The organism is Psychrosphaera sp. B3R10, from assembly GCF_018861025.1.
Taxonomy (GTDB): Bacteria; Pseudomonadota; Gammaproteobacteria; order Enterobacterales; family Alteromonadaceae; genus Psychrosphaera; species Psychrosphaera algicola.
In genome coordinates, this window is sequence record NZ_JAHKQH010000040.1 from 97,106 (window position 1) to 113,225 (window position 16,120).

The 16,120-nt window shown below is 41.3% G+C and carries 18 protein-coding genes; 8 read left to right on the plus strand and 10 right to left on the minus strand.

The window, feature by feature from the left end:
* Positions 1-12: 12 nt before the first annotated feature.
* The 5 genes from KO525_RS14220 to KO525_RS14240 all read right to left on the minus strand — a co-directional run bounded on the left by KO525_RS14220 (position 13) and on the right by KO525_RS14240 (position 4,218).
* Complete coding sequence (locus KO525_RS14220) at positions 13-477, minus strand: isoprenylcysteine carboxylmethyltransferase family protein (protein ID WP_215964491.1); 465 nt, start codon at positions 475-477, stop codon at positions 13-15.
* A gap of 61 nt (positions 478-538) precedes the next feature.
* Complete coding sequence (locus KO525_RS14225; protein WP_215964492.1) at positions 539-733, minus strand: DUF1272 domain-containing protein; 195 nt, start codon at positions 731-733, stop codon at positions 539-541.
* Positions 734-748: 15 nt separating this feature from the next.
* Positions 749-1,273: a DUF1439 domain-containing protein gene (locus KO525_RS14230; RefSeq protein ID WP_215964493.1), complete on the minus strand. Its 525-nt coding sequence runs from the start codon at positions 1,271-1,273 to the stop codon at positions 749-751.
* Entirely contained in the window at positions 1,270-1,929 is a 660-nt protein-coding gene (locus KO525_RS14235; RefSeq protein ID WP_215964494.1) for an HD domain-containing protein, read from the minus strand. Before KO525_RS14235 ends, KO525_RS14230 begins: the two co-directional genes overlap by 4 nt.
* Before the next feature lie 135 nt (positions 1,930-2,064).
* A complete protein-coding gene (locus KO525_RS14240) occupies positions 2,065-4,218 on the minus strand; it encodes a S9 family peptidase (protein WP_215964620.1) in 2,154 nt (717 codons plus the stop codon).
* A gap of 622 nt (positions 4,219-4,840) precedes the next feature.
* On the opposite strand from KO525_RS14240, the gene leuA reads away from it, so the two are divergent.
* From leuA to glpG, 6 genes are all read left to right on the plus strand, one after another.
* Positions 4,841-6,403, plus strand: a complete 1,563-nt coding sequence (leuA, locus tag KO525_RS14245; protein WP_215964495.1) for a 2-isopropylmalate synthase — start codon at positions 4,841-4,843, stop codon at positions 6,401-6,403.
* 24 nt (positions 6,404-6,427) lie between these two features.
* The gene (gene leuB / locus KO525_RS14250; protein ID WP_215964496.1) at positions 6,428-7,492 is read left to right on the plus strand and encodes a 3-isopropylmalate dehydrogenase; all 1,065 of its coding nucleotides are present in this window, start codon (positions 6,428-6,430) and stop codon (positions 7,490-7,492) included.
* A 14-nt stretch (positions 7,493-7,506) separates the two neighbouring features.
* A complete protein-coding gene (gene leuC, locus KO525_RS14255; RefSeq protein WP_215964497.1) occupies positions 7,507-8,904 on the plus strand; it encodes a 3-isopropylmalate dehydratase large subunit in 1,398 nt (465 codons plus the stop codon).
* Positions 8,905-8,915: 11 nt separating this feature from the next.
* The gene (gene leuD / locus KO525_RS14260) at positions 8,916-9,521 is read left to right on the plus strand and encodes a 3-isopropylmalate dehydratase small subunit (RefSeq protein ID WP_215964498.1); all 606 of its coding nucleotides are present in this window, start codon (positions 8,916-8,918) and stop codon (positions 9,519-9,521) included.
* 187 nt (positions 9,522-9,708) lie between these two features.
* Complete coding sequence (glpE, locus tag KO525_RS14265; protein WP_215964499.1) at positions 9,709-10,032, plus strand: thiosulfate sulfurtransferase GlpE; 324 nt, start codon at positions 9,709-9,711, stop codon at positions 10,030-10,032.
* Positions 10,033-10,039: 7 nt separating this feature from the next.
* On the plus strand, positions 10,040-10,870 hold the full coding sequence (glpG, locus tag KO525_RS14270; RefSeq protein ID WP_215964500.1) for a rhomboid family intramembrane serine protease GlpG: 831 nt from the start codon (positions 10,040-10,042) through the stop codon (positions 10,868-10,870).
* Positions 10,871-10,971: 101 nt separating this feature from the next.
* On the opposite strand, the gene KO525_RS14275 is transcribed toward glpG, so the two are convergent.
* Complete coding sequence (locus KO525_RS14275; RefSeq protein WP_215964501.1) at positions 10,972-11,367, minus strand: flagellar basal body-associated protein FliL; 396 nt, start codon at positions 11,365-11,367, stop codon at positions 10,972-10,974.
* A gap of 167 nt (positions 11,368-11,534) precedes the next feature.
* Between KO525_RS14275 and KO525_RS14280 the strand changes: the two genes are divergently transcribed.
* Positions 11,535-12,083 (plus strand): chorismate lyase, encoded by a 549-nt coding sequence (locus tag KO525_RS14280; protein ID WP_215964502.1) that lies wholly within the window; start codon positions 11,535-11,537, stop codon positions 12,081-12,083.
* A 3-nt stretch (positions 12,084-12,086) separates the two neighbouring features.
* Positions 12,087-12,974, plus strand: a complete 888-nt coding sequence (gene ubiA / locus KO525_RS14285; RefSeq protein WP_215964503.1) for a 4-hydroxybenzoate octaprenyltransferase — start codon at positions 12,087-12,089, stop codon at positions 12,972-12,974.
* Between the two features lie 10 nt (positions 12,975-12,984).
* Here the strand turns inward: ubiA and KO525_RS14290 are convergent, their stop codons facing one another.
* The 4 genes from KO525_RS14290 to KO525_RS14305 form a co-directional block, all read right to left on the minus strand.
* Positions 12,985-13,404 (minus strand): ACT domain-containing protein, encoded by a 420-nt coding sequence (locus KO525_RS14290; protein WP_215964504.1) that lies wholly within the window; start codon positions 13,402-13,404, stop codon positions 12,985-12,987.
* 85 nt (positions 13,405-13,489) lie between these two features.
* The gene (locus KO525_RS14295) at positions 13,490-13,861 is read right to left on the minus strand and encodes a VOC family protein (RefSeq protein ID WP_215964505.1); all 372 of its coding nucleotides are present in this window, start codon (positions 13,859-13,861) and stop codon (positions 13,490-13,492) included.
* 9 nt (positions 13,862-13,870) lie between these two features.
* On the minus strand, positions 13,871-15,688 hold the full coding sequence (locus KO525_RS14300; RefSeq protein WP_215964506.1) for a HAMP domain-containing sensor histidine kinase: 1,818 nt from the start codon (positions 15,686-15,688) through the stop codon (positions 13,871-13,873).
* A gap of 94 nt (positions 15,689-15,782) precedes the next feature.
* Positions 15,783-15,995: a hypothetical protein gene (locus KO525_RS14305; protein WP_215964507.1), complete on the minus strand. Its 213-nt coding sequence runs from the start codon at positions 15,993-15,995 to the stop codon at positions 15,783-15,785.
* Between the last annotated feature and the right edge of the window lie 125 nt (positions 15,996-16,120).

Genomic DNA, 16,120 nt, shown 5'->3' on the forward strand with positions numbered 1-16,120 from the left:
GCTTTTAACAAGTTATATCCAGCGTCGAACTCGAGTTACATACTCGTCATATTCCTCACCAAACATCTGCCTTAATATTTTTTCCTCTGGCTTAATTTGAAACTGAACCATATACAGAACAAATACCACCAAAAATGCTAGGTTAGCAATAATGCCGAGATAAACACACCAGCCCGTCAATACAAACAACATTCCAAGATACATTGGATTACGAGTAATACTGTATATGCCGGTCGATACAACTCGGCTTGTTTCATTAGGCTTAACTGGGTTTACTGTGGTTTTAGCTTGATCAAATTGCATCACACCTGCGGCAATTACAACAAGTCCAAACCCAGCTAAAATACCGCCAACTTCTGTCTGTCGTGCAAATTCAAATAAACTGAGATCCAATGTTTTAACAAGTGTCATAACTACCATCAAAATAATGACTAATAACACGGGTGGCAATTTCAGCTCTAACCAAGTTAACTTCATATACTTCCTTGCTTGTTGTTCAATTTTTAATATTTAAGTTTCTAATGCTTACGAATGGCACTTATTCGTTTATCTGATTCGGCTTATTTTCCCTTGTTGGTCTAAGTACCAGTGTTCCTTGACAATTGGGGCACACGTTCGCCATTGCCGCTGTACAGTCTTCACAAAAGGTACATTCGTATGAGCAAATATACGCTTTTTTTTGTTCTAACAGTGAGCCAGTGCATTTTTCACACGCGGATTTCATTTCTAACATATGTGCCTCTATTTGTTAAAACAGACTCAGTTCAACTTCAACAGCTTCGTCAATAACCTTAATGCTTTTGATGGTCGACTTAGCTAATTTTTGTTTCATGTCGGTATCGTCTAATTGATAAATTGGGTATTTTTTTAACGCTTTAGCGACTAGCTTCTCTACCGATTTTTTAATCTTAGGTTGTATAGCCGTTGGCACATCATTAAACGCCAATTTTGCGACCTTAGGGTTTTGTAAATAAAACGCACCTTCTTTGGTGCGATATTCAACATCACCTGTAACTCCAACCAAACCTGAACCGCCTAAACCACCAGGGCCAGAAGCGGTGATCGTCGCTTCAATATATAGCGCGTCCTGGCCAGATTTCAAGGCGATTTTGGGGTCGCTTATTTTCACCTTAACAAAGTACTTTGTGCGTTCCAGCGGCATCATTTGATCTAACTTTTGTTGGATCTCACTTTGCTGAATTGTTTTAGTCAATCCCAAAGCCCACAAATTACAACTAGCGACTAACAACAAGAAAACGAATACAACTTTCATAAATTACTCTCCAACACCTTTTCGGCGTCTATCTCTTTACTTAACTGGGACAAAAACAATTTCATAAAACGCACCCTTTTATCGGCTTCGGTCTTACCAGCATTTGTTTTCATGGTTTCAGCGGTTTTAAATAGTTTCTCATAAAAATGGTCTACCGCCGCTATTTTGCTATTGGGTTCGCGTTGTTGACAGAACGGATCGTCATTGCTGTATATTTTACTGTCGAGCTTACCCGCCACCAGCATACACCGGCTTACACCTATGGCGCCTAATCCATCAAGCCTGTCAGCGTCCTGTACTACTTGCGCCTCTAAAGTTTCAGTCGGTATTTTAGCACTGTAACTATGGGCACAAATTGCGTGATGAATCGCTTCATTATATTGGCTGTCGTAGTTCACCGAAGTTAAAAACTCAATGGCCTTATCTGCAGCACATACCGATGCACGCTTGTTATCTGGATGATTTTTAGGAAATGACACGCAATCGTGTAACCAAGCCGCAGGAACAACAACATTCAAATCAGCGTTTTCAGCATAGGCAATTTGTTTAGCTGATTGCACCACACGTTTTATATGATTTAGGTCATGGGCAGCGTCGTGAATTTGTTGCTGTTGAATAAAGTCGGCAAATTGAAGTTCGAACTGAGATAAATTCATAACTACCATTTATCAAGAAAGAGATGACGTTATGGTAATCCTTACTGAATTGTGGGTAAATAAAAAAACACCACATCGAGTAATTATACCCGATGCGGCGCTATACAATTTGCGCTCTAATCACATTTATTTAAGCTATTTTGTTATACCAACAAGCTCGAAGAAAAACGCAGTTTCCAAAGCTCGCTCTTTATAGGCTCGAAAACGACCTGACGAACCACCGTGTCCCGCCTCCATGTTAGTGACAAACAACAATTTGTTATTGTCTGTTTTGTATTCTCTTAATTTTGCTACCCATTTCATTGGCTCAAAATATTGCACCTGGGAGTCATGTAAACCAGTTGTCACTATCATGTGCGGATAATCTTGTTTAGCGACTTGGTCATAAGGAGAGTAGGACAGCATATACTCATAAGCTGCTTTATCTGCCGGATCTCCCCACTCGCCATATTCACCCGTAGTTAATGGGATCGTGGCGTCAGACATAGTAGTTACGACATCCACAAACGGGACTTGCGCGCCAATCCCCAAATATAGCTCTGGTGCCATGTTGGCAATCGCGCCCATCAGTAATCCACCAGCACTGCCGCCATCGGCGTAAACCTTGTTTTTGTCGGCGTAACCTAAGGTGGTTAATCCTTTTGTCACGTCTATAAAGTCATTAAAGGTATTCATTTTATTCATCATTTTGCCATCTTCATACCAAGCACGGCCGAGTATCTGACCACCTCTAACATGGGCAATGGCAAACACTACGCCTCGGTCGAGCAAGCTAATTCGCGATGCGGAGAAATACGGATCTATAGTTGAGCCATAGGAACCATAGGCATATTGATAAAGCGGATTGGTACCGTCCTTTTTAAATTTATTTTTGCGATAAACCAAAGACACTGGAACTTCTTTTCCATCCCGGGCCTTAACAAAAACACGCTCACTGCCGTACCAATTGGAATCAAAGTCGCCAATGATTTTATCTTGTTTTAAGGTTGTTGCTTGAAGTGTGGTTAAATCATATTCCAATACCATATCCGGAGTTGTCATCGAACTATATTCCAACCGCAATTTTTGGCTGTCCATTTGCCTATTAACTGAAAACGTCGCGTAATACGCCGGATCATTAAAAGGCAACATTGACGTCTTGCCCGTCGCAGACTCAATCACTCTAATTTGCGTCAAACCACGCTCTTTTTCTTCGACAATCAAATAGTCATTTAGCAGAATAAAATTTTCAATGAAGACATCATCGCGATGCGCCAGAACCTCCTGCCACTTGCTTTTATCGCCACTATCTTCTGCTTTTACTTTCATTATTTTGAAGTTTTTGGCCTTGTCGTTGGTATATATGTAAAACCAATCTTCTTTGTTTTCAAACGCGTATTCGTGACCCTCCACCAGAGGATACAGTAATTCAAATTGACCTAAAGGGTTGTTAGCATCGAGCAAACTTACGCCTAACGTTGTATTGGCACTGTGGTAAATTTGCACAAAACGACCGTCACGACTTTTCGAAATACTGGTATAAAAGGTTTCGTCTTTTTCTTCGTACATCAGAACATCTTGGCTTTGTTCTGTACCAATCTTGTGGCGATATACCTGATACGCTAATAAGGTTTGTGGATGCCTTTTGATATAAAAGAGATGTTGATTGTCGTTCGCCCAAACGAGTGAGCCATTCGACCCCGTTAATTTGTCTGAGTATAACTTTCCAGTCACTAAGTCTTTAAATTGGATATCATAAATACGGCGTCCGACAGTGTCCGACGAGTACGCCATAATGTTGTTATTGGTACTTACGGAATAACGACCAATATTAAAATAATCATGCCCCTCAGCGAGCTCATTAACATTAAGCAATACTTCTACTGTGGCGTCTTTGACATCTTTTTTACGACTATAAATAGGATATTCGGACTCGCCTTCATAAGTCGTTATCCACCAATAACCTTGTTGTAAAAACGGAACGGACGAGTCGTCTTTTTCAATTCGGCCAATCATTTCATCAAATAAAATTTGTTGAAAAGCTTCTGTGTGAGCCATTTGCGATTTGGCATAGGCGTTTTCAGCCTCAAGGTGCGCCAATACTTCTGGGTTTTCGCGCTTATCGTCGCGCATCCAATAATAGTCATCTACCCGAGTATGTTCATGTTGGGTCATCGGATATGGGATTTTTTTCGCCACCGGTGGGGTTAATGGCGTCGATGATTGTTCGACCGAGTCAGTAGTTGATTGTTGCGTCATATTAGTAGCTTGGTTACATCCAATTAGTGAAATACTCAACGCGCTAAGCATTAAAATATTAAGCGCCTTAACATTGCGTCGAGTTAAGAATAAGGATTGGGTGAATAATGTTTTCACTATTATTTTCCAATGTCTGGATCGCATATAGCTCGTCCTTTTTGTCCAAATTTAAACAAACTAGATCATAGACGTTAGCGCCATTATTACCTAGCCCATTGCTCGTATAATGCATGCAATCCATCATTGAAAAGTTAGCAAAGTGTAAATAAATCGTATTTATTTACACTTTCAGCTGAAATTCTGCTAAAAATAACTAGAACGTATAATAAAGAAGAAAGTTTTTAGGGCATTTTAAAATTAGAGCTTGCACTCCAATTTCATGAATGTTAAAAATTAGGTTCTCAATAGAAAAGAATATTTATTTAAAAAAATGACACATTTATTCAATACAACATCTTTTTTACTACTCAACCTGCTGCTGTTATCTAAGCGCGGGTCGTTTGTTGTTGTTTGAGATAAAAACAAATTCAATGAAACCCCGCCTAAGCAGCGGGGTTTTTTTATACCGAAAGTAGAATCCTCGCCGCTTTAGACAAAGTGTATAAACGACAGTCAATACACAAAAGATAGGGTATAGATCAAAACGTCTTTGGCGAACTACAGGAGAAGTAACATGGCTACAATAGAACAAGATAAGGTTGTCATCTTTGACACCACATTACGCGACGGTGAACAGGCCCTTCGAGCCAGTTTAAGTAAGCGTGAAAAACTGCAAATTGCCCATGCAATCGCCCGCCTTGGTGTGGACGTTATGGAGGTCGGATTTCCAGTTTCATCACCGGGTGACTTTGACGCCGTGCAATCCATTGCCAGAGAAGTTAAAGGCCCAACAATTTGTGGTTTAGCTCGTGCTGTTGATAAAGACATCATTGCCTGTGGTGAAGCCTTAGCGCCTGCGGAGAAACGTCGTATTCATACGTTTATCGCTACCTCCCCAATACATTTAGAACACAAATTACAGAAGACCTTAGCCCAGGCAACCGACATGGCTGTGAAAGCCATCAAGTTAGCAAAAACGTATACCGACGACGTTGAGTTTTCCTGTGAAGATGCGGGCCGTACACCGGTTGCCGACTTAGCATATATCATCGAACGCGCTATTGACGCCGGTGCAACAACTATTAATATCCCAGATACCGTTGGTTATACCGAACCGACTGAGTTTGCCGAAATCATCCGTGGTATTCGCGAATTAACCCCTAACATCGACAAAGCAGTGATCTCTGTTCATTGTCATAATGACTTAGGCTTGGCAGTCGCCAACTCCGTCGCGGCAGTTCAAGCGGGGGCACGTCAAATTGAATGTACGGTAAATGGTATCGGAGAACGCGCAGGTAATTGTGCTCTTGAAGAAGTTGCCATGATATTGCGGACCCGCGCAGAACGTTTTGGGGTTTCAACTAATATCAAATCGGAAGAAATTTTCCGGACATCAAAATTAGTCAGTCAACTTTGTAATATGCCAGTGCAACAAAACAAAGCGATTGTAGGTGCCAATGCCTTTGCCCACTCATCTGGTATCCACCAAGACGGTATTTTAAAGGCACAAAATACCTATGAAATCATGAAACCAGAACACATTGGTATGCAAAGTAATGAATTAAACATGACGTCTCGTTCAGGTCGTCACGTGATCCAACATCGTATGTCAGAAATGGGATATGACAAAAATGACTATGACTTAAACGACATATACGACGCCTTTTTGAAATTGGCCGACAAAAAAGGTCAAGTCCACGACTATGACTTAGAGGCGATTGTCTTTAATCAACAGTTGGAAGAAGAGTCGGATTATTATCAATTGACGTCTTTGCAAGGTTTGTCGAGCAACTTACCCGTTAACACGGCAACCGTTGGTATTCGTACTGGTGGCGAAGAGATTATCTACAAATCAGAAACGGGTAACGGTCCAATCGAGGCCTCCTATAAAGCCATGCGCCATATCACGGGTGTTGAATTAAACATCATTGATTTTAAATTGGGTTCAAAAGGCGAAGGGGCTGATGCAATTGGCCAAGTGGATATTATTGCCGAGTTTATGGGCCGTAATTTCCACGGAACGGGATTAGCAACCGACATCATCCATGCCGGGGTAAAAGCGTATATCCACGTATTAAATTTGATCCGCCGAGCGCAACAGGTGGAAGACATTAAAGAAAAGCACCAAGGTGTTTAAGCAACGCATTATTTAGGAAGTAACATGACAAATAAATACAACATTGCTGTTTTACCAGGTGATGGCATAGGTCCAGAAGTTATGGCTGCGGCAATAACCGTGTTAGAAAAAGTACAAACTAAGTTTGGATTTTCTCTTAACTTTGAATTTGCTGACGTTGGTGGCATAGCCATCGACAATCACGGAAGCCCGCTTCCAGCGGCGACATTAGCACTATGTGAAAAATCAGACGCCATTTTATTTGGCTCGGTCGGCGGTCCTAAATGGGAAAATCTTGCGCCAAATGACCAACCAGAACGTGGGGCATTATTACCGTTACGAAAACACTTTAGTTTGTTTTGTAATATGCGCCCAGCTGCTCTTGTTTCATCACTTGCGCCAATTTCACCACTGCGCGCTGACATCAGCGCCAAAGGGTTTGACGTTTTAGTTATGCGTGAATTAACCGGCGGCATTTACTTTGGTGAAAAAGGCCGTGAAGGCGATTCAGCGTTTGATACTCAGCGTTATTCAAAACCTGAAATTCAACGTATTGCTAAACTTGGTTTTGAAGCGGCTCGCAAGCGTCGTAACAAAGTCACTTCGGTTGATAAAGCAAACGTATTACAAACCTCTATTTTGTGGCGCGAAACCGTTAACGAAATGGCAAAAGATTATCCAGATGTTGAAGTTGAGCATATCTATATCGACAACGCGACAATGCAGTTGATTAAAGACCCTTCTCAGTTTGACGTGTTGTTGTGCGACAACTTATTTGGTGACATTTTATCTGATGAATGTGCAATGATCACAGGTTCTATGGGCCTTCTTCCGTCTGCAAGCTTAAATGACAAAGGATTTGGCATGTACGAACCGGCTGGTGGCTCTGCCCCTGATATTGCAGGCCAAGGTATTGCTAATCCAATTGCACAAATTTTAAGTGCGGCTTTACTATTACGTTACAGCTTAAACCAAAACGAAGCGGCAAATGCCATCGACCAAGCAGTGGCTGACGTTATTAAGCAAGGTATCGTTACCGGTGACATCGCGCAGGGCGGCAAAACATATTCTACTTCTGACGTGGCAAATGCCATTGCAGCAGCGATCTAATAAAGGCAATCAACATGGCAAAAACATTATATGAAAAAATCTGGGATGCACATTACATCTCAGAAATTAACGGCGAAACGAGCTTGATATATATCGACCGTCATTTGGTACACGAGGTTACATCTCCACAGGCATTTGCTGGACTACGCGAAAAAAACCGCCCAGTTCGTCGATTAGACAAAACATTTGCCACCATGGATCACAACGTATCGACCCAAGTACGATCGTTTGACGCCGCCGGTGAAACCTCGCGTAAACAGTTAGAAGCATTGGCTAAAAACTGTGAAGAGTTTGGCGTGACGTTGTTCGACTTAAACCATAAGAACCAAGGTATTGTGCACGTCATTGGTCCTGAACTAGGGATCACCTTGCCAGGTCATACTATTGTCTGTGGTGACTCTCATACTGCGACTCACGGCGCGTTTGGTGCATTAGCATTTGGTATCGGTACGTCTGAAGTTGAACACGTATTAGCAACTCAAACCTTGCAACAGAAAAAAGCCAAAACGTTAAAAATTGAAGTAAACGGTCCACTGCGTACTGACATTACTGCAAAAGACATCATCTTAGCGGTAATTGAAATTTTAGGTACGGCTGGTGGTACAGGTTATGTCGCGGAATTTTGTGGTCAGGCTATAGAAGAATTGTCGATGGAAGGTCGCATGACCTTGTGTAATATGGCGATCGAAATGGGTGCCAAAGCAGGTTTGGTTGCACCGGATCAAACAACTTATGACTACGTAGAGGGTCTTGATTACGCGCCTAAAGGGGACGACTTTACCCAGGCCGTTAAATATTGGTCGTCATTAAAATCCGACAACGACGCAACATTTGACCATACAATTACGTTACATAGCGACAACATCATTCCTAAAGTGACCTGGGGCACTAGCCCAGAACAAGTCGTGAGCATTGATGCGATTGTGCCTAATCCAGATAAAGAAGCCGATTTAGTCAAAGCCGACGCCATTCGTCGAGCAATTGCCTACATGGGATTAGAAGCGGAACAAAAGATCACCGACATTCATGTCAACACTGTATTTATTGGTTCTTGCACCAATTCACGCATCGAAGACATGCGTGCGGCTGCTGATATTGCCAAAGACAAAAAAGTCGCCTCTGGCGTACGTGCATTAGTGGTACCAGGCTCCATGCGAGTCAAACACCAGGCCGAACAAGAAGGTTTAGACCAAATATTCAAAGACGCTGGTTTTGAATGGCGCGAGCCGGGTTGTTCAATGTGTTTAGCCATGAACGACGACCGCTTAGAACCAGGCGACCGTTGTGCATCAACGTCAAACCGTAACTTTGAAGGTCGTCAAGGCCGTGGTGGTCGTACGCATTTAGTCAGCCCAGCAATGGCCGCTGCCGCTGCTATTCATGGTCACTTTGTTGACATTCGTAACGCGTAAGGAGCAAGACAATGACTGAAGCTGTTTTTCATCAGGGTATTGTATGCCCATTAGACAAAAATAATGTCGATACTGACCAAATTATTCCTAAGCAATTTTTAACTTCGGTTGAACGTGATGGATTCGACAAAGCGCTGTTTTTTGACTGGCGTTATTTAGACAACGGCGAACCAAATCCTGAGTTTGTTTTGAACTTTCCTCAATATCAGGGTGCGTCGGTGCTATTGACTCGCGAAAACTTTGGTTGTGGTTCGAGCCGTGAACATGCTCCTTGGGCATTGAAACAATATGGTTTTCAAGTGGTTATCGCTCCAAGCTTTGCGGATATTTTTTACAATAACTGCATTAACAATCAAATTGTTCCAGCAAAAATTAGCAACGCTCAAATCGATGCGTTGTTTGATTTAGGCCAATCTGGTGAACCATTTGAATTAAAAGTGGATCTTAAAAACCAACAGTTATTGGTTGATGGCCAAGCGGCTATTGATTTTGAAATTGCTGAAGATGTGCGTGAACGTTTACTTAAAAACTTAGATTTTATCGGTGTAACCGAAGAGTTTAACGACCAAATAAGTGCATTTGAGCAAAACTTAGAAGCGCAACGAGCGTGGCAATAAGCCACTCCTTGAGTCAGTATTTCAACTGATAACAAGACAATTTGAGGTGCTCTTCCCCTGATCGTCTTGTCACTTAAACCGCATCCTATTAAGGGTTGCGGTTTTTTTTCATCTAAGCTGCGGTGAACAATCGACAAATACGTGGGTTTTGGTACTATTTGATCAATCTCGCTTATAGGAAAAAATTATGACTGACTTTAAACGGATCAGCGTTACTGAAGCAAACGACTTGATTGCAAAAGGCCATGTTGTCATCGCTGATATACGTGACGACCAGTCATTTGCAAACGGTCACATCGCCAATTCATTCCATTTATCTAATGGCTCTATGACTTCGTTTAGCCAGAAATACGATTACGATGTTCCTGTATTGGTTTTTTGCTATCACGGCAACAGCTCGCAAGGTGCGGCGCAATACTTGGTTCAACAAGGATACGAAGAAGTCTATTCTGTTGATGGTGGTTTTGAAATGTGGAAGCAAAACTTCCCATTTGTTACGTTAAGCGAATAATTTATAGATGCTATTACTTGCCAGTATCCCTAATCAACGTGCCGCTCAGGCATTTATCGATTACCTGAAACTACAGCACATTCACGCAAATTTACAAAACGAGTCAGCTAATGAACTGGGACGGCTCGAATGGGAGATTTGGGTTGACCCCGATGGATTTCATCAGGCACAAACGTTTTATCAAGAGTTTGTTAGCAACCCAAATGACCCTAAGTATTTAGATGCCTCTTGGCAAGTGGGGCAACCGCAAACACAGCAAACACAATCATTTGGCATGGCCCGTATTTGGCGAAGTGCTGGACCACTTACTCGATTTATCACCTTGTTGTGTGCCTCTGTCTTTTTATTATCTTGGTTTGGTTTTTACGGATTTTTTAAAGCTCACTTTAGTTTTTCGTTTGAACTTACTGAGTTTTACCGTGTAGTAACCCCCGCATTTATCCACTTAAGCGCAATGCATATTGCATTTAACTTATGCTGGTGGTGGTATTTAGGTGGTCGAATTGAGAAGGTCTTGGGTAAACAAACTTTACTCATCGTTGTGTTATTAAGTGCCGCCTCGTCTAATATTGCACAGGCTTTATTAGTCAATGCTAACTTTGCTGGTTTATCTGGAGTTAACTACGCGTTGGCTGGTTTTACATGGTACTGCGGAACCTTCCACCAATCTAAGAGCATTTTCCTACCGAATAATATTTTTATCTTTTTAGTGGGTTGGATGATTTTAGGCTTTCTCGAAATATTACCCGTCGCAATGGCAAACTGGGCGCATTTGTTTGGCTTAATATCAGGCATAGCGTTAGCTCAAATCATGGTAAAACCTGAACCTCGAACCTAGCACAGTTGATAAACACTGTGCTTTTGCAAGCGCGTGTGGTTGAGTTATCGAGTTATTTATAAAGAACCTTGGCTAACGTTCGCCGAGTTGTCTGGGTGTTATTAATGATAAAGATATTTAGTAAACAAAATATCTTTCACTAAAGTCTGGCCCGTTTCTTTCTTCATTAATTCTTGTAAGCGGTCCAATATTTTTAATCGAATTTCTTCACGTCCCGTCATAGATTTAACTTTCTGTTCAGGTTGTCTCATTAAAATATCAATAATTGCGTCGCGCAATAGTGGTGAATGATGTTCAACAATGCCAACATTGGCAACGTCGGTTATCATCAACTCCGCCGTGATACGAATAAACCCAATGTTACGTTTATTACTGACATAATTTGTGATGATGTCCGGTTCAAAACCAAAGTAACCTATGTTTTTAGGCTCAGCTTGCGCCGGTGCGGTAAATAACAAAACAAAACTGGCAATTGAAACAAGCAGTAAACGCAACATGTAGGTTTCTCTAAGATGGCTTTAAGTATAATGTCTAATTTTAGTGAATTAATTAACAACTACCAGCCTTAATGCCAATTTGTTGCAATAAATATTATTCTGCGACCTTTGAGCTTTAGCAACATTGTTTGTTAACATGTGCCCAGACTCATAAATGGAAGACGCTGTTGCACCCTTTAACTTTACCGGAAACTTGGTTTTCGCTGGATTCCGAACAATTTACAAAGCTCCGATCCGACGTCGCCCAATGGATAAAGGGTGAAAGCTCACTAACGGTTAAAATTAAAGAGCTAGGCATCGCATTTAATGTTGCCGTACTGGCGCAAACGACATTGCCAAACAGGGCACTTTTACATCCAGCCTTACCCAGTCAAGAAGGTAGCGCCTTATTTCGAGAGGTTTTGTTACAGCAAGGTGATGTGCCGTTAGTTTATGCCCAAACCATTATGCCTGACACCACCACGACCGGCACAGAAACGATGTTAACAGAGCTTGGTAATCAATCCCTAGGCCAAGTGTTATTTCAGTCCCCACAGGCGATACGAGGCGATATAGAGTTTGCAGAGGTCACTCCAACGTCACAACTCGGGCTGTATATCCAACAAGAACTGCAACAAACGATTAACGAGCCGTGTTATATTCGTCGTTCGTTATTCCATCTCAATCGTAAGCCACTTTTGGTTTGTGAATGTTTTTTACCGTCATTGTTCCAATAGCTTATGAAATTACTCCTAACGTTTTCTAATTACCCTGCGTACCACCGTTTAATGCGGATGGATAAACCCATCGGTATTTATTTATTATTATGGCCGACGTTTTGGGCCCTGTGGATAGCAACAGAAGGTGTTCCTAGTCTGCACCTTTTTACTGTTTTTACCTTAGGTGTGATTGTCATGCGGGCGGCGGGCTGTGTGATCAATGACTACGCAGACCGAGAAATAGATGGTCATGTTAAGCGCACACAACAACGACCTATACCAGCGGGGGAAGCCACTGCAATAGAAGCATTACAACTGTTCGTTTTATTACTATTGATAGCCTTTGCTCTGGTAATGACCCTAAATATTGAAACTATTGTATTGTCGTTTGGAGCCTTGATATTGGCGTCTGTGTATCCGTTTATGAAACGTTACACTCATTTTCCACAAGTCGTATTAGGGGCCGCCTTTAGCTGGTCAATACCAATGGCATTTATGGCCGCAACGGCGCAACTTCCTGCGGTGGTTTGGTATCTATATGGGGCGAACCTGTTATGGACCGTGGCCTATGACACATATTATGCCATGGTAGATAAAGACGATGATCTCAAACTTGGCGTTAAATCAACGGCCATCGCTTTTGGCCGTTTTGAACTACAGGCTATTGTATTGTGTCAGTTATTAACGGTTGCAATATTTGCTGTGTTGTATCATCAATTGGGTTGGCAATGGCCAATGGACATTGCCTTGACTGTGGTTATCGTATTGTTTGCTCAACAACTATGGCAAGCTAGAGAAAAACAACGAGATGCGTGTTTTCGCGCTTTTCTAGCTAATCATTATGTTGGTTTAGTTGTCTTTATTGGCCTGATTGGTCAATACAATCTGTTGCCTCTACTAGCGAACTAAAGTTATCTCTTTAGTTCGTCATGTCGGCACTGTTTTTACTCAACAAACGTAAGGTGTTAAGCGCTTTTTCAGCGTCGTTTTTATTTACAAATACGTGGTCGTGGTAATAAGCTGCAACGACATTTGCACTTATGCCTTGCTCCCCTAATGCCGTTGCTATTGCCGCTGTCAGGCCAACCGCGTCCAAACTTGAATGCACATTTAACGTAATGCAACTGAAAACACTTTCTATCAACATTTGATGTTCTTGCGCTATCGTCAACGGCACTATCGCTGTCATGCCTTCAGATTCCATAAACGTTCCTATCGGCTTTAGGTCCTTGAGGGACGACAAATCATCCGTTTTAATATGGCTAAATACATAATCAATTGTATGTAATTCAGGTTCCATCGTTGCGATAAGTTTATGTAAATCGGTCTCACCTGTCATGATTAAATTTGTCCTATTTGTTTTGTTAGATGTTTAAGTTCACCTAACGCAAAGTTACTCTTGATAGGATCTTGTCTTAAAGCCACTAGACGTGTTGGTCGATTAAAATAACATTGCCGTCTGGATCCTTTAACGCGAAACTTGCAGGCCCCTTTGAGTCAGGGTCAACAGTACTGTCAAGCTCACAACCGGCTTGTTGTAAATGGTTTTGAATTGCCCTCACATCGTCAAATTCGGCTAAGGCTTGAGCATCCTGATCCCAACCTGGGTTGAAAGTCATGATGTTACTTTCAAACATGCCTTGAAACAAACCAATGATATGATCCCCGTTTTTAAGAATAAGCCAGTTTTGATGCTCGACCCCACCAAAAACCGTAAACCCTAAATTTTCATAAAAGGCCTTTGACTTGGCTAAATCTTTTACCGCCAAACTCACTGAAAATGCACCTAATTTCATATTCGTTTCCTATCCATTATCCTGCTGTTTATTTTTGTTTTCGATGTTATCAACAGACAATAAAGGCATAGTGACAATAAATCGACAGTATTCATCGTGTTTGCTGCGGCATACCACCTGTCCGTTCAGTTTTTGCGTTACTAGGTTATAAACAATACTGAGCCCTAAACCTGAGCCTTTATTATGATTCACAGAAGTTGAATAAAAAGGTTCAAATATTTTAGTTTGAAGCGTTTCATCAATTCCACGCCCATTGTCTTCAACGGTAAATTCTAAGGTGTCTTTAAGAAGTTTATAGCCAATTTTAATTTGCCCGACCTCTATCCCTTCGAAGCCATGTATAAATGCATTTTCTATCAAGCTTGAAATAATTTGTGCCGTTGTAACCGGATAAACTGATACAGAAAGGTTTTCATCACCTGTTAATATTATCTTTATATTTTTTTCTTCGGCATTCGGCGCCTGAGCAGCGACGATATTATGCAAATATGAACTCAGAACGACATTCTCTGGTTTATCGCTGGATTGATCAACAGCTATCATTTTGAAGTTTCTAACCAGATCCGCCGCACGTTCCAGGTTTCGTAGGATTAAGTCGCTACTCATCTCAATTTCGTCACAGTTACTGGTAAATACCTTTTTACTAAGGTTGCCACCGAGCACATTTTGTTTCAGTTCTTTAGCCAAAACCCCTAAATGACTCGCCCCAGTTACTGCGATACCCAGTGGGGTGTTGATTTCATGAGCAACACCTGCAACGAGATTGCCTAACGCGGCCATTTTTTCGGTTTCAACTAAATGATCTTGAGTTGCTTTTAGCTCCTCAATGACCACTTCAAGTTTTTTATGGGATTCGGTTAATTCCGTTGTACGGTCTTTAACTCTTTGTTCTAATTCGTTTTTAGCGACACCAAGTTCATGTTGTATTGTTTTTAGTTGGGTAATGTCATCGTAAGTCCCTACTAATCCTACAACAACATTTTCATCAGTAACAATTGGACGTTTTGATGTTCTTAACCAAATCGTTTTGCCATTTTTATGGGTTTGTGGCTCTTCTGAACACAAAAGGTGCTCTCGTGTTGACATTGTTACTGCATCATCAGAGCGATATAATTCCGCTTGTTCGGGGAATATATCGTGATCTGTAACGCCGATAATCGAGGCTGGGTTTGGTAAAGATGCGTCTTTAGAAAACGCTTCGTTACAACCTAAATACATCGAATCACGGTTTTTCCAAAACACCCGCTGTGGCATCAAATCAAGTACGGTTTGGTAAGTTTGCAGTTGAATTTCCGCTTTTGATAAACGATAACTCCCGCCCAATATCGACTTTAAAACATAATAAGCGGAACTAAAGATTTCTTTAAACTGTGCTGTTTTTGGCGCGACATAGCTTAATAAGCCAACAATATCACCTTGAGAAACAAAAGGGATTACAAATATCTGCTCTGAGTCTCCCCGAAAAATATTAGTTAAATGATCAGGCAATAGACAAGAGAGCACATATTGTTTGTCCATTACCTGCTCAATGTCATTTTGCAACCAATCTTCCAACTGCGGTGGGCAATCACTAAAGCGATACTTAACAAATAGGTGCTTGTCTGAATTATTGGGCTTACCCGTAGCATAAAGGTGACTTTTAAACTGATATTCAAGATTGTGTTCGTCTTTAAAAACAGTAGTTAACATGACAAAAGATGCATTTAATATTTCACTTAGGCACTCAATTGCCCGCGGAAAATCTTCCATTTTAGTAAAGGACGCTGTGGCATCATGTGAAATCAGCCGGATAAAATCCAATTGGTCCTGTAAATGTTTGTCGTCCACTGGAACTCCTAACTGTGTCTTCTCGTCTTAGATTAGCCCTGCTTGTTTATTTGTTCAAATCACTTTTGATTCAAAAACAAACTATTGCGACAGATTAGTCTTGCTCAACTTCCTTTTTTTGCTTCTGATAATCTTCAAAGGGCACCGTTTCGAGTTTATCGCACTCTTCTAACTGCCACGCTGTTTTCGCTTCTTTAATACACTCGTTTTTTTGATAATTTTTACCAAACTGATACATAGATTTATTTGTACAAGCCACTGCCGATAAGGCAACAATAACTACTAATGCGTTTCTAAAGTGTTTCATTAACTCTATCTCCTTTTATATTTCTACCTCAAAGAGTAACGAAAGGATCAATAAGTTCATAAAATAATTTCAACAATACGGTTCACTAAATACCGTCCAACGTCAAATGTCATGACATTTGTCAC